Source organism: Fibrobacter sp. UWH9 (assembly GCF_900129715.1).
GTDB lineage: Bacteria > Fibrobacterota > Fibrobacteria > Fibrobacterales > Fibrobacteraceae > Fibrobacter.
Genome location: NZ_FQWP01000020.1, coordinates 12,789 through 27,284 on the forward strand (window position 1 = coordinate 12,789; position 14,496 = coordinate 27,284).

Genomic DNA, 14,496 nt, shown 5'->3' on the forward strand with positions numbered 1-14,496 from the left:
TAGGTATGGCGAAAAAGGTAGACGATGCATTTGCGGAATTTATGAAAGATGATGTAGACCTCGACCCGACTAAGGTTGATGCAGCAAAATCAAGTAAAAGTAATCTTCTTGACAACATCAAAGATTTTGATGATGGTAAATTTTTTCGACTTTATAGCGATATAAACATTGAATTTGGCTCATTCGCTCGAAAAACGAAGATTAGACCCCTTGACGATATTGACATAATGATCGGTATCGCCGCAGATGGCGCGACTTACAACCAAAATGATGCATGGAATAATGTCAAGGTAACCGCTAGCACGACAAATGCCATCCAAAAGTCGTGTGCAAATTTTGATGGAACGCTAAATAGTACCGCCGTTTTGAATCGTTTTTTGTCCAAGCTTAAACAGCTTCCTGATTACAAGAAATCCGAAATTCATAAAAACGGTGAAGCGGTAACACTTAATCTTACTTCAAGGGAATGGGCTTTTGATATAGTGCCATGTTTTCAGACCGTTGTCGAAGAAGACAACCGTAATTACTACTTAATTCCAAACGGCAGAGGTGGGTGGCAAAAAACCGACCCTCGCGTGGATCGTGATTATGTAAAGTCCGTAAACAGCATGAAGAATGGTAGGGTTCTGTCCCTGGTAAGACTATGTAAAAAATGGTTTGAGGTAAAGCGTTTTGAAACGCCCGCTTCATATTTACTAGAAACGTTAATCGTTCGTTACTGCGACCGCGTAGACGATCTAAATCAGTTTATAGACTGTAGGTTTTCGCATTGCCTTAAAAGTATTGTCGATGATATACAAAAACCAATATATGATATGAAGGGAATTCAGGGAGACATCAATAATATATCCGTTCTTAATAGAATAAAAATTGCTTCCAAGGCTAATTCTGATTACCAGAAATCCCGAGAGGCTATAATCACGGAAACAAAACTTTACGATCAAGAAAGTGCCATCAACATTTGGCATGAAATCTTCGGAGAGGATTTCCCGACCTATGGCTAGCATTTACGAAAAACAAAGTGACGCACTTATCATTCAATGTTTATTCGCTCAACGGCGTAATTACACATATGCAAAATTATGCGCTGGAGCATACTTCGTTATTTGTGTATTGTTTGTCGTTACATTTTCTATTCTAAAAACACTTTACAGGTGCGATTTTATAACAGGATTGTCAATCGGACTCTCTGTCGCAACAATCTTTGCAGCATCATTCACCAATGAGTGTTGTACCGATTTTAAGAAAAAGGCCTCAGGGATTCAACAGTATATGGATTCCGTTCTATTTACCTGTAAAGAAATACCCTGTACAAAATGGTTAACACCGTTCAACAAGCACAAAATCATAGAAATTGTGAGTTCGTTCAAAACCTCTGGCTTCGACGAAAACGATAAATGGTATGAAGATTATTCGTCTAAAGATTATCCTCTACAAATATTATTATCACAAAAGGAAAACATTCGCTGGGATAAAACTCTAAGGAATTATTTTCGTTTATCATGTAACAGCCTGCTTGTATTAGCTGTCATACTGATATTTGCAACAGCACTGTTAATCAACCCTACATTTTCTAGTATAATTGGCATCGTTCCGTGGAGCCTACCTTTTATCAAGTACCTTAGAACATTCAATCAGAGAATGAAAAATGATTGCGCGCGGTTGTGTCAACTGAATGCACTCGCAGATTCCCTTGTGGAGTTCTACCATGCAAATCAAATTAATTATGATGATATAGTCAACCTTCAGAATCAAATCTACGAGCACAGAAAGACTGCAATCCTTATTCCTAATTTCTTTTTTAAACTATTCCACAATAGATTTCAAAACAACGAAAAGTATATAGCCAACAACCTCAGAAAGGAATGATTATATGACCGCTGATATAAACAAAAGAATCAAAGCTATTCGGGCGGGAAAGGTTCCGGCTGGATACAAGAAGACCATTCTTGGTATCATTCCTGAAGATTGGGATGTGGTTCGGTTTCGCGACCGATTTACTCGCGTAACTAGAAAGAACACTGAAGGCAATTCAAACGTCCTTACGATATCTGCTCAATACGGCCTGATCAATCAGAATGAATTCTTTAACAAGACGGTCGCAAGTGACGACAAGTCTAATTATTTCCTATTGAGTAAAGGTGAATTCGCCTATAACAAGAGTTATTCCAATGGTTATCCATTTGGTGCTTTAAAGCGTCTTGAATACTATGACAAGGGTGTTGTTTCTCCCTTATATATTTGTTTTGCCGCAAATGAACTGAACAAACAACCTGACTACTATGTTCAATACTTTGAAGCTGGTTTAATGAATCGCGAAATCCAAGCTTTCGCTCAGGAAGGCGCTCGTAATCATGGGTTGTTAAACATATCCGTAGATGATTTCTTCAATTCTAACCTCATATGTCCACCAATTGATGAGCAACAGAAAATTGCAGATATTTTAACCACTCAGGATAAGATTATTGAACAGAAAGAACGAATTATAGCTGAAAGAAAAATACAGAAGTCTATTTTAACTGAACAATTGATTTCTGGTAAGAAACGACTTTCTGGTTATAACAATCCTTGGAAAAACATTTCATTACGCGATTGTTGTTATACTGACGGCCAGTATGGTTTAAACACTCCTGCTTGCGAATACAAAGATGGTCTTCCTAAATACATTAGAATAACCGACATTACCGAAGATGGACGATACGATCTAAATTCAAAAGCTTACGCCAATGTTGATGGATATGATGATTATATTCTAAAGAATGATGATATCCTTCTAGTAAGAACTGGTAGTACAACTGGAAAATCGTACCTATATAACGAAAAAGATGGCGAGTTAGTGTATGCGGGTTTTTTAATCAGATTTTCAATAAATCCCCAAATTATTGATTCTAAATTTGTTGCATCAGCTTTAAATACCACCGAATATTGGAAATGGGTTAGGGTTATGTCCAAACGAAGTGGACAACCAGGTATCAATTCAACAGAATATTCTCGCTATGAATTTAAGATTCCAGGAGATGTAAAAGAATCCCAAGCAATCGCTAAAGTTCTATCCACTGCTGCTGATGAAATCACCCTATTGCAGAAGGATCTGGAACAGGAAAAGCTGAAAAAGAAGTCCTTAATGCAACTGTTGCTAACAGGTATCGTGCGCGTAAGCGCATAAGCGAGGTTTATATGAGCTTCAAGAACCAGGCCGATTTAACGCACGAAGACAATGTGAGCAAGTACCCTGCCATAGAAGTTCTGTGCAAGCTGGGATTCAAGTACATATCCCCAGAAGATGCCGTAGCCGAGCGCGGTGAATTGCATGATGTACTTCTGAAGAACATTCTTCGCAGGAAGCTTGTTGAAAATAACAAGTACGAATATGAAGGTATAACTTACAAGTTCTCTGCAGAGAACATCGAAAAGGCCATCAAGGATCTTGACGTTCCCTTAGCGGAAGGTTTGATCAAGACTAGCGAACGCATTTACGACTTGCTAATGCTTGGCAAAAGCTACCCTGAAACATTGGTTGATGGCACTACCAAGAGCTTTGACATCAATTATATTGACTGGGAAAACTTTGAAAACAATGAATTCCATGTTACCGAAGAATTTTCCTGCAATAGCTGGGATAAGCACAAGAACGCCCGTCCGGATATTGTCCTGTTCATTAACGGCATCCCATTCGCGGTCATAGAATGCAAAGCTAAAGGTATCTCAGAAGTTCAAGCCATTGAACAGAACATCCGAAACCAGGGTAAGGAATACATCCCCCAGCTATTCAAGTTCGTGCAGATGATTGTTGCAACGAACGTGGATAACATTAAATATGCTACAACAGGTTCAGGAAAGAACTTCTGGAACGTGTGGCGCGAACAGAACATTGATTGGCAGGAAAAGGTTGTAAACCAAATTGTCGCGGATAGAATTCCTACCGAACAGGACAAGGTTCTAGTCTCCCTATTTGACTTGTCCAGGTTGCGCAAGTTCCTGAAATACTTCGTCCTGTACGATGGAACCATCAAGAAGATTTGCCGTTATCAGCAGTTCTTTGCGGTCGAAGCCATCATGGAAACGGTCAACCAAAACGACGAACAGGGTAATCGTCAGAGCGGTGTCATTTGGCATACACAGGGAAGTGGAAAATCACTGACTATGGTTATGGTTGCCAAATACATCCTTGAAGAAATGCAAAACAATAGTCCCCGCGTCATTATCGTTACGGACCGTAAGGAACTTGACAAGCAGATTGCCAAGACTTTTGCCCATACAAGGCTCCACCCTGCCCGCGCTACTAGTGGCAAGAACCTGTATGATTTGATAAGCGGCACCAAGGCTGATATTGTCACGTCCATCATCAACAAGTTTAACACCGTCGAAAATCAGGGCCTACAGAATCGTTCAAGAGACATATTCGTTCTAGTTGACGAAAGCCATCGTTCCAACTATGGTTCCTTGGCTACCAAGATGCGAACAGTCTTCCCCAACGCCTGTTACATCGGATTCACGGGTACTCCCCTACTCAAGGGCGAAAAACTCACCATGCAGAGGTTTGGTAAGCTGATTCACAAGTACACCATCAAGGATGGCGTTGAAGACAAGGCTATCGTTCCATTGATATACGAAGGGCGTTTTGTTGATCAGAAAGTTGACGAAGACAATATTGATTTGTGGTTCCAGACAGTCACCAAGAAGCTTAATAATGCACAGATTGCCGACTTGAAGGCCAAATGGAGTAGCATTCAGAAACTAGCTTCTAGTGACGCAAGAATACGTCGCGTATCCCTGGACATATACCAGCATTACATGGACGGCATCAAGAATACCGGTTTCAAGGCAATGCTGGCTTGTAACTTCAAGCGAGATGCCATCAGGTACAAGGCCATATTTGACAGTTTCTGCGACATCCGTACCGAAGTGGTCATTTCCGCTCCTGACATGCGCGAAGGTCATGACGAAGTGGATGAAAGTTCCGACGATATTGTCATCAACTTCTGGGAAAAGATGATGAAGAAATACGGCAACGCGGATGACTACGAAGATACCCTCAAGAATCAGTTCTATGACGGTGAAATTGACATCCTTATTGTCTGTAGCAAGCTTCTTACAGGCTATGACGCGCCTTTGACCCAGGTTCTCTATATAGACAAGGAACTGAAGGATCACGGTCTGCTTCAGGCTATCGCCAGAACGAATCGCCTCCACGAGGGTAAGGAATACGGTTTTATTGTTGACTACAGAGGTCTCATTGATAAGTTAGATTCCGCTATGGAAATCTATAGCGGTTCTGGGTTGGAAAACTACGACTCTGACGATATCAAGGGTGTTGTCGTTGATGTCATGCAATACGTGGCGCACCTGCGCGAGACGTATTCCCAGTTGGTTGAAATATTCAATCCTGTTTCAAACAAGCAGGATGTTGAAGAAATTGAAGTCCATTTGGGGGACGAAGAGGTTCGCGAGAACTTCTATAATGCGCTCAGTAAGTACGGCAGAGCCTTCAACATGGTCATGAATTCGGAACGCGCCTTTGCCGCTTTCGATCGTGATGAGATCGCTAAATATCGCGATGCATTCATATTCTATTCAAAAATCCGTAAGAGCGTAAAGATTCGCTATGCGGACACTATTGACAATGCTGAATATGAACCTCAGATGCAGAACCTTCTGGACAACTACATGTCTGTTAAGGACGTCCAGGTTATCTATCAGCCCATGGATATCATGGACATAGGTAATTTTGACAAGCATCTTGAAAGTATGACTTCGGACAGATCAAAGGCTGACGCCATTGTTAGCCACCTGACTAGAAGCATTAAGTTGAATCATGACAAGGACCCCGGCTTCTACGACAGTTTCTCCAAGCGTATTAATGATGCTCTGGCAGAATACCGCGATAAGGTGATCAACAGTGCCGCAGCATTCCTTAAGAAAATGAAGGAAATCATGGCTGACTACCGTAAGGGTGACACAAAGACTAAGGTACATCCCAAAATTAAGGGTGATGCCGATGCTCAGGCCTTTTCCGGGGTGATTTCCCCCCTGATTTCGGATATAGTAAATGATGACGATTTGCTAGCCGACATTGTCATTAAAATTACCGCAATTATCAGAAAGCATGACCAGGTTGACTGGAAGAAGGATAATGACATTCATAACAGTATCAGGAAGGAAATAGATAACCTGTTTTACGACGTGGAAGATAATAAGGGAATCAAGGTTGAATACATCACCATAGATAAGGTCTCTGATGCCGTTATAAATGTGGCTTTGAGGCGATTCTAATGATCCGTAATGTTGAAGTAAACGGCAAGGCAATCAGCTATACGCTGGAACGTAAGGATGTCAAGAACATTAACCTGAGAATTCGCGCAGATCAGGGTGTATTTGTTTCTGCATCCAAGGATGTTCCTGCAAAGATGTTGGATTCATTCGTTAAGCAGAAGGCAGACTATATCCTGCGTAGTCTTAAACGATTCAAGGAAAAGGAACACTTCGCCTCCCCTGACAACACCTGTGTTGACGGTGAATCCGTAACCTTATTTGGTCGTAATCTTAGACTATGCATCAAGTATGCTGCCAAGAGTCGCGTAGAATGTGACGAAAGTTTCGTCACCCTGTTCGTGAATGACATCAATGATACAGAACTGAAGAAGAAGACTCTTGATAAGTGGTTAAAGAACCGCTGTCGCGATGAAATTGCGGAAATCTGCAAGAAGGTCTTTCAGAAGGTTCGCAAGTACGGCGTTAGCTACCCCGAAATACAGCTGCGTGAGATGGTTTCCCGTTGGGGAAGCTGCGTACAGAAGAAGGGTCTACTGACCTTCAATACGTCATTAGTCGCGGCACCTGTATCCTGCATAGAATACGTCGTCACCCATGAATTCACCCACCTGCTGTACCCAAGCCACTCCAAGACATTCTACCAGCAGCTGGCAACGTTCATGCCTGATTGGGAAGAACGCAAGGCTAGATTAGAAGCTCTGCATGTGTAGTGAGGTTATGATATGGGAAAGAAGTTACCACCGATTGACACCTTAAACGACGCTGCCAAGGATGTTGTTGAATGCGCCGAGAAGTTTCACAAGACCTTGGTTAGTGATGATTTTGCCCGGTTCAAGTCCTGGGAGCATTGCTACGCAATGTTCCACGATGCGATCCATAACGGTAAGGTTGACGTTGACACTCTTGCTTTACACCTTGCTTTTTACCTGGCAAGCTGGGGCATGTACCGTGGCTCTTCATTCCTTTTATCTCAGGACTACAAGGTTCATAAGAAGGTCGTGGAGATCCTATTAGAGCCTAAATACAGGGATCTTTGCGGAGCAACCTGTAAACAGATTCAGTCCCAGATGGACAACCTTTGGGAACTAACCGATAGAATCAAGGAATACTATCATAGCAGGCGCTATATAGTTGAAAAAGCCCAAATTGCAGCCGGAGAACGCGATAAATTCACCGCATCAGACGTTTCTGATATCTTGATCTCTAAGGTTCTAATGGGAACCATGGGTTGTGTTCCTGCATATGACAGGTTCTTCACGGAAGGGGTCAAGCTTACAGGCGCTACGACAGGTCAGTTTAATAGACCTTCGATTGAACGCCTGATAGAGTTCTATCAGGGATATCACAAACAATTTGATATGGTTCTTGAAAAAATGAGTGTAGAAGGCCGCCTGCCCTACCCTCAAATGAAGTTACTGGATATGGGTTTCTGGCAAATGTGCTATGAGCCAGGAAGCGAAGAATAAAGGTTATTTTTCCAATGATTACAATTACCGAAAAATTAGATCACAAAACAGTGCGCGTTACAAAGTTCAACGATAACGAATCGGAAAAAGCTCGTCAGGAATGGGTAAAGCTACATGACGGTATGCGAGAACGTGGCTACGTCGTTGAATACTGGGATTGCGGCTCGCTCCACGCGAAAGCCGCTAACGGAAGCAAATACCACATCTATTATAACGAAAAGTAGCTTTATCGCCTGGTAACTGGATCAAAATCAAAGGCCGAAATCAGCTTATCCTCGTTCTGATCACGATATTCCTTGGGCACTCGTTTCAAGGTTTCTTCATCAAGTAGTGTACCGAATAATTGGCTCGACAGTTCACGACGGCGGTGTGAAAATACTTCATACTGGTATTGGTCGTAAGTTTCATCAAAAACAACAAAATCAACCTTTATTTTGGGCGCATCCTTACGAGTGGAAGGATTGTCAGCATTCCAAGCATCCATCCTATCGTTCCATAGAGAGCGGATTCTATCTACACGTCCTATTTCCTGTTCCACAACAGCAGGATTCCATTCGGTATTGAAGATAACCACATGGCTACATGCTCTATGGAGATTCAAGCCTTCACGTCCTACACGCGATTGTGCTATCAGCACTTGGGGAAAAGTATTCTGTAGGTTGAAACGTTTGGTTAATAACGGTCTACGGGTATCCATATCATCCTTCCCCGACATCATTGAGCAGAAGGAGTCATGGCGTCCCGTAGTATCATCATACATCAGGGTTTTAATGAAGTCTGTAACTGAAAACACCTTCATATTGATGGGAAGACCGTCATCCTTTCCACAATTCAGATAGACTTCAATTACATTAATAAGTAATGCCGTCAAATTACTTCGCTCTCGCCTTGATGGTTTGCCGCTAAATGAGAACTTATGGCTTGATTGGTAAATTGATTCCAACAAGTCCCAGCGCAATTTTTCCGCGATAGCTTTGCGTTTTTCATCCGAAAGTGATTCCAGTTTTCTCAAAAATTCATTATATGGTTTCTGAGAATAGGTTGGATGCTCATAAAGCATGTCAAACCAAACAGAAGCACCAAAAACATAATCCTTTAGCCAGGTTGTCGCTACACTAAACCTGTCACGTTCTTCTTTAAAACGTTCGCGGAAGGACTTCTTGTTCCCCCATCTTTTCCAGGCTTTCGATACTTTCAGACGGTCATAGACATTCCACAGGGCATCTACGGACATTCTGGTCAGGGCTACAGGTAAACCATCCTCCATACGCTGCAGAACATGTCTGTAGTTTAATTCATCGCGCAAGGCTTTCATTGGTTCAATGAATGTTCCGAAGACAAGGACCTTCTCTCCCGCACTACAGATGGATTCTATATGATCAGCCGTAGTTTGAATACGTGGATGTTCTAGCAGGAACAGCTCGGATTCCTGATACCGTGCTAGCTTATCCTTCCAGTAATCTAATCGACAGGCCTTTGCCGCATTCTGCTTACGTTCCTTTTTAATGGCTTGATTTAAATCGTTGAGAGCTTCACCCTGCTTCATGTTTAGCATACCTGCGGCATAATGGCAACGAAGAAGCTTGTCTCGGTAACTTGCGTCGCTCTTCTTTGCCGCGCAAGAAATACCCTCCATACACATTATAATGGATTTCCAGTCCCCTTTTAGATTGTCGGTTTTGACTCCGATGGATCCAATTTTTCTATGTGGATGACTACCGGTCTTATCAGGGAGCTGAGAAATCAAGTCCTTGTATTCCTGTTGATTGGTTCTACGGCGACGCACCACATACGCTTTCAAGTCTTTATGTAAAGTTTCCGCGGAGCGAATCAGCTTTTCCACGGTTTGAATATTCTCTGGTGAAGCATTTGCCATTTTTAATGCTTCAGAAAAATTTTGGATGTGGTTCAAAACATCAGTCTTGTCGCTTCTATTCTGATCACAACGTTCCAGCAAAGCATGCCATTGATCTACACCCATTTCAACAGGTGTAGCCGTCATGCAGAGGCACCGAGAGTCTTTAGTACGCTGGATTATGTTGGATAGTAAGTATTGAAGCCTTGGCATGCTTTTACTTTCCTCATCAGCATCTTCCAGATGACGGCTCTTGTGCGCTTCGTCTACCACCAGTAAGTCAACCTTACCAATCAGCGCACCGATCAAATGATTTATTTCGTTAGAATATTCGTCACTAATAATACCGCGCTTAATCAAGCCCTTGATCGTTGTCCTGAAGAACGCCTTCTGCTTCTGAGCAGCTTCGTTATTTCTATCACCACCTGATTTTATGTTCTTGTTGCCAACAAGACCAAATTGTTGCGATACGATAGTCCATCGATTTACCGAGCCATCATTATAACACAGGGGATAATCATGTTCCTTGTTCAGCTTGGCGATACTCTGCAGTGAGACTGGTTGAGGTTTAAGTGATTGATTTGCTAGGGTATCCAGGAAGGATTTCGCCTCGTCAGTCCACTGGTGCATCAAATTTGAAGGTGATATTACCGCTACCGTACCACCTGCGCGCGAAACACTCTCCATGAGCATCAAGGCTACACGGGTTTTTCCGAGGCCTACATCATCCGCTAGGATAACCCCATTCTGGGGCAATCGATCCATAACAGCCATGGCTGCGGCATCCTGACCATATACAGGCTTGCCTTCGTCATTCGCTGACATTTCACGAATCACGTCGCATAGATTCTTCCTGACGCGCTTCCAATCCATACTACAAAGCCTCATACTTATCTAGATGCCATTTTCTACACCAATTTTCTATGTAGTTATTCCATAGAGTTCTAGCCTTGCCCTTGCATGGAGGAGCAAAGTTATCCTTGGCTAGTACTGAAATGAAGTCAACCTCAAGCGATTGCCATGTCGCAATAAGCTCTTTTGAAAGATTCCGTAATTTTGACTCGATCATTGAAATCCAGTCCATAACATCTTCTTCAATAACGTCTTCATACTTTTCAAAACGCACCTGGCTGTATTCAGCGATGGTCTCTACCAGGGTCATTGCGGATTGATACTTGTAAGATTTCTCTTCAAGCAGTCTATTTGCATATCCGCTATTTTTTCCTTTGCCATCAGGATCGTCTGGTTCATCAGGGCCTTCATCGTCACCGTCGTCATCACCGGAATCCTTTTCGTTCATAGATGATTCTAACTGCGATAGCAATTCTTCCAGCGATAGCTCAGTCTCTGTTGGAGCAGAAAGCCTTGTAAACATACCATCTAAGACAATTACGGGAATCTGATAACTTTCACCTTTCCACAGAACGGTATCATGTCCAGATGGAATGGACATGGTGGCGACATCCCGTTTACCTAGTTCCTCCCCCGTTCTTTTGAGAACAAGTCCCTTTACGGGATCATCGTCAAGCCAGACTGGTCGCAATACATGCCTGTCTTCCTTGAGAATTAGTTCAAAAGCCAATAATGGGCATGGGTCCTTGTAGCACGCGCCATTATCTTCTAAGTCAGGTCCATCTGCATTTTCGTCCACAGGCTTAATCTCATAGGAGGGTTCATCGCTTCCACAAAGCAAAGTTTTAAAAAGAGCTTCCTGAGATGTTCGTTTCACACCACTGAAGTCAGACTGGGTTATTACCACACCTGCTTCAATATTCTTGCCTTTTCCACAGGCATATCCTAGTAAACCCGTCATAGAAAGGTTCCCTGAACCTAGATACAGTCTTCCATCACCAATCGTTGTACGCTTTTTCACGCCAGCGTAGATGTACTTGGCATGCATAAATGTTCTTTGGGCTATAGGATCCGAAGGTTTATGCAAATTCCAGTCGCGTAAGCAGTTCCCTGACCAAACGGCAACTTTACCTGCTGTGTCCTGATTCGCGACAAGATGTCTATCAGACTTGTGAACATTTGTAAGTTTTAGCTTCTGTTCAATTTTTTCAATCGTTTCGGGCTTACCCTTCTTGCCGTCATCCTGTTCAAAAAAGCCAGAGCCTGCAATCACATAGTTGGGTTTTATTCCGCGAAAACGTTGAGCGATAGATTCCAACATGGTTTCGTCGCTAAACGTTGTAAATACCCTTGATGGTGGCAGACTACTTACCTCTGCTGCGCTTGCGTCGATCCCTTTGAATAGGATTTCGGCAGGAGCCCATATTCGTTCATCAATAGCATAGTTTCGTTGAAGTTTCCTTAAGAAATCAACTATACAAACCATATCCGACAGGGATTTTCGATCCTTAGATTTTACATTACAGTCATAATCTGTGGCCCAGGCCATTTCCATCTGGTGAATTGCGCTTGCTTCTGTCCAATTTCCTGTGCAGATAACAAGACGCCATATCAAATCTTTAGTCTTGCTTTTTGACGGAACTGTATTTGTCTTGCCAAACTGCATCAGGGCGACCTTGGCGTGCATACAGGCAATCTTATCCCACCGTTTTCTTCCGTTAGGTTGCAATTGGATGAAGCCCGAAGCGGCATCCATATCAAGACGAGCGGATTTTGCATCTAGCATCAACAGCAGGCTAACATTTCCACAACTGCGACGTTTGGAATTAGACATTCTTGTAAATTCGGTTAGCATGCTGTCCAGAAAACGTACATCAGCACTCAAGGCGCTGGCGACGCAAATCTGACCGACGTAGCCTTCAGGTGGCGTGAACAACTGGGAAAGAGTCTTCATCGGCATACCCCACAGTCAATACACAAATTTCGCCATTGTCGCAATCTGGATAGAGGCCATTCATTATCATTATCTTTGGAGTTATTCTGTTCGGAGGCCCAATCCTTCGCCGCCACATACAGAGGTCCTTTCATCACCATGTCAGTTTTAACAAGAATCGCCTTATTGTTTGAAATGATCAGATCAAGCATGTCCTTGAATTTGGATCTAATCATGGCCCCAACCGTAGCGTTTCCGTAGGCAAATTCTTTGAATTTAAGGTAGGTTTCACCTTTAGCCTTCACCAGAGCAATCTCTGTTTGAAGTTTCCCCTCAATATCCTTCAACCTGAATATATTGGAATCCATTAAACCGATGCATCCTGAAAAGAGTATCTTGACCGCGTTATGAAAATCGTCAAATGCTTTTGCTGCAAGAATTTCTGTACGGTAGCGAACCTCATTGGAACGTTCCAGACTGTCAAGCAGGTCTTTCTCAGTGTTGCATACTTTCATGAGCGGCAAAAGGATCTGTCGTCCATTGTACCGGACTTTATTATTGAATACGCGAGTATATAGATTTCGTTCAGTTGTCGTCTGACGCTTTGGATTAAGTGAGTTCAGGAACTTCTTCCAAGTAGATGAATTCGCGGGAAGAACCTTTTGGGTGTTACGAATCCATGAGGTCAGGTATGAAATCAGGGCTTTCTCGTCAATTTTTTGCTGTAAAAACTCTAGTGCAATGCTCCGACCTTCTTGGGTCAATCGCATAGAATTGAATCTAGACGATCCCTCAGTCAGTTTCAAGGCGTATATTGCAGCCGAAGCACTCTGCCTGTACGTGTTTTGTACATAATTCTTGGTTTGGCTGAGCCAAGCAAAGGTCCACTTATCTCTTTTTTCAAACACGCCATCAGTACATTCGCGACCGAATACTCTGCTACCGTAGTAAGCAAAGGTATCGCGGGATGCATAGTCATACATCGCCTTACATGCGAGAGCTTCAATAGCATTCGCAACAGCAGTTGCCGAGATGCGCTTGGAACGACGGGTTCTTTCGTCAAAATATTCCGTACAGAGGTATATAGCGGCTAAAGACCATGTCATCTGCCTTAGAAACCGAACAGAACCAATACAAGGAACAACTGCTGTTCTATGTTTCAAAAGAGCCGTTCTCAAACCAAAATCAACAGTTAGCCTGCTATTTTCAAAGGCTTCCGGCGACGGAATTAGGAAAATATCGTTCATACGTTAAATATATACCTAAACCGATGACAGGGTGTGACACTTGACATGATTCAAGGACAAAAAAGAATTATCTCGTTTCTGGTACGAATAAAAAAACGCGTCAATCCAGCTCTGGCAACGACCAATCACCAACGGATACTGACGCGCAGCATATCAAATTAGCATTCCAGTCACGAAGAATGTCAAGAACAACGGTAAAATGAATATCCAGAAGCCCTGAACGTAGTGACCCAGGTCGGTATCGCTCATGGTAGCGTGATTGATCATGGAAACAAGCAAATAACCCAGGCCGATATAACCCCATACAGAATGCTGTTCAACGATGATGTATTGCAGCAGGAGGTAGCCAAGAACGCATCCAATGACCGTAGGCGCGCATGCTACAAGGGTATGCTGGATGGCCTGAAGGAACCAAGGACCGCGTGTATAGTAGCTGACGTGTCCTAATCGTTCATCATCAGATTCCAACAGTACGATTTCATCTATTTCCGCACCACACAGTACCCCAAACAGGGCGTGAGACAGTTCATGCATGGCCAGGCCAGGGAATGTCCCAAAGTTTGCGACGCAGTACGCAAAATCCACGTTTATGCACTTAAGCAGGGCAATCTCAATGCGCTGAATGCAGTACAAAACTAGACCCACCACAACAGGCGCAAGAAGAACCGCGATAGACACGATACCGCTAATAGCTGCTATAGCGCCAACCCCATCACCCCACCCAAACCAAGCTATCACAGTATTCATCATTTCCATAGGCATCCTCCCTGAAAAGGGTAATATACATCGAAACCGATGCCGAAAAATGACATTTTGAAAAAAAAGAACCCGACCCATTTCTAGGTCGGGCAAGAATCATAATAGAAGGAA

At 43.0% G+C, this 14,496-nt stretch carries 11 protein-coding genes; 7 read left to right on the forward strand and 4 right to left on the reverse strand.

What is annotated here, in order from left to right:
- Positions 1-5: 5 nt before the first annotated feature.
- From BUB94_RS13220 to BUB94_RS13250, 7 genes are read left to right on the forward strand one after another with little or no spacing between them, the layout of a single operon-like run.
- Positions 6-1,004: an SMODS domain-containing nucleotidyltransferase gene (locus BUB94_RS13220; protein WP_073237824.1), complete on the forward strand. Its 999-nt coding sequence runs from the start codon at positions 6-8 to the stop codon at positions 1,002-1,004.
- On the forward strand, positions 997-1,869 hold the full coding sequence (locus BUB94_RS17525) for an S-4TM family putative pore-forming effector (protein ID WP_073237827.1): 873 nt from the start codon (positions 997-999) through the stop codon (positions 1,867-1,869). Before BUB94_RS13220 ends, BUB94_RS17525 begins: the two co-directional genes overlap by 8 nt.
- Positions 1,870-1,873: 4 nt before the next feature.
- Positions 1,874-3,166 carry a restriction endonuclease subunit S gene (locus BUB94_RS13230; protein WP_073237830.1) on the forward strand — a complete coding sequence of 431 codons (1,293 nt, stop codon included), beginning with the start codon at positions 1,874-1,876 and terminating at the stop codon, positions 3,164-3,166.
- 11 nt (positions 3,167-3,177) lie between these two features.
- Positions 3,178-6,273, forward strand: coding sequence for a type I restriction endonuclease subunit R (locus tag BUB94_RS13235; RefSeq protein WP_073237833.1), 3,096 nt, complete (start codon positions 3,178-3,180; stop codon positions 6,271-6,273).
- Positions 6,273-6,983, forward strand: coding sequence for a M48 family metallopeptidase (locus tag BUB94_RS13240; RefSeq protein WP_073237836.1), 711 nt, complete (start codon positions 6,273-6,275; stop codon positions 6,981-6,983). Before BUB94_RS13235 ends, BUB94_RS13240 begins: the two co-directional genes overlap by 1 nt.
- A gap of 12 nt (positions 6,984-6,995) precedes the next feature.
- Entirely contained in the window at positions 6,996-7,739 is a 744-nt protein-coding gene (locus BUB94_RS13245; protein ID WP_073237838.1) for a hypothetical protein, read from the forward strand.
- A 14-nt stretch (positions 7,740-7,753) separates the two neighbouring features.
- On the forward strand, positions 7,754-7,963 hold the full coding sequence (locus tag BUB94_RS13250; RefSeq protein ID WP_073237842.1) for a hypothetical protein: 210 nt from the start codon (positions 7,754-7,756) through the stop codon (positions 7,961-7,963).
- Positions 7,964-7,965: 2 nt separating this feature from the next.
- Here the strand turns inward: BUB94_RS13250 and BUB94_RS13255 are convergent, their stop codons facing one another.
- The 4 genes from BUB94_RS13255 to BUB94_RS13270 all read right to left on the reverse strand — a co-directional run bounded on the left by BUB94_RS13255 (position 7,966) and on the right by BUB94_RS13270 (position 14,382).
- Positions 7,966-10,467, reverse strand: coding sequence for an SNF2-related protein (locus tag BUB94_RS13255; protein WP_073237845.1), 2,502 nt, complete (start codon positions 10,465-10,467; stop codon positions 7,966-7,968).
- A 1-nt stretch (position 10,468) separates the two neighbouring features.
- On the reverse strand, positions 10,469-12,400 hold the full coding sequence (locus BUB94_RS13260) for a hypothetical protein (protein ID WP_139260239.1): 1,932 nt from the start codon (positions 12,398-12,400) through the stop codon (positions 10,469-10,471).
- The gene (locus tag BUB94_RS13265; protein WP_139260241.1) at positions 12,397-13,626 is read right to left on the reverse strand and encodes a hypothetical protein; all 1,230 of its coding nucleotides are present in this window, start codon (positions 13,624-13,626) and stop codon (positions 12,397-12,399) included. Before BUB94_RS13265 ends, BUB94_RS13260 begins: the two co-directional genes overlap by 4 nt.
- Positions 13,627-13,779: 153 nt before the next feature.
- Positions 13,780-14,382 (reverse strand): hypothetical protein, encoded by a 603-nt coding sequence (locus tag BUB94_RS13270; protein WP_254793742.1) that lies wholly within the window; start codon positions 14,380-14,382, stop codon positions 13,780-13,782.
- Positions 14,383-14,496: the final 114 nt, after the last annotated feature.

Bases quoted from the DNA above. Each gene is read 5' to 3' on its own strand.
- BUB94_RS13250 (WP_073237842.1), top strand. From the start codon at position 7,754: ATGATTACAATTACCGAAAAATTAGATCACAAAACAGTGCGCGTTACA.
- BUB94_RS13230 (WP_073237830.1), top strand. From the start codon at position 1,874: ATGACCGCTGATATAAACAAAAGAATCAAAGCTATTCGGGCGGGAAAG.
- BUB94_RS13270 (WP_254793742.1), bottom strand. From the start codon at position 14,382: ATGGAAATGATGAATACTGTGATAGCTTGGTTTGGGTGGGGTGATGGG.
- BUB94_RS13260 (WP_139260239.1), bottom strand. From the start codon at position 12,400: ATGAAGACTCTTTCCCAGTTGTTCACGCCACCTGAAGGCTACGTCGGT.
- BUB94_RS13240 (WP_073237836.1), top strand. From the start codon at position 6,273: ATGATCCGTAATGTTGAAGTAAACGGCAAGGCAATCAGCTATACGCTG.
- BUB94_RS13245 (WP_073237838.1), top strand. From the start codon at position 6,996: ATGGGAAAGAAGTTACCACCGATTGACACCTTAAACGACGCTGCCAAG.
- BUB94_RS13255 (WP_073237845.1), bottom strand. From the start codon at position 10,467: ATGGATTGGAAGCGCGTCAGGAAGAATCTATGCGACGTGATTCGTGAA.
- BUB94_RS13235 (WP_073237833.1), top strand. From the start codon at position 3,178: ATGAGCTTCAAGAACCAGGCCGATTTAACGCACGAAGACAATGTGAGC.
- BUB94_RS13265 (WP_139260241.1), bottom strand. From the start codon at position 13,626: ATGAACGATATTTTCCTAATTCCGTCGCCGGAAGCCTTTGAAAATAGC.
- BUB94_RS17525 (WP_073237827.1), top strand. From the start codon at position 997: ATGGCTAGCATTTACGAAAAACAAAGTGACGCACTTATCATTCAATGT.
- BUB94_RS13220 (WP_073237824.1), top strand. From the start codon at position 6: ATGGCGAAAAAGGTAGACGATGCATTTGCGGAATTTATGAAAGATGAT.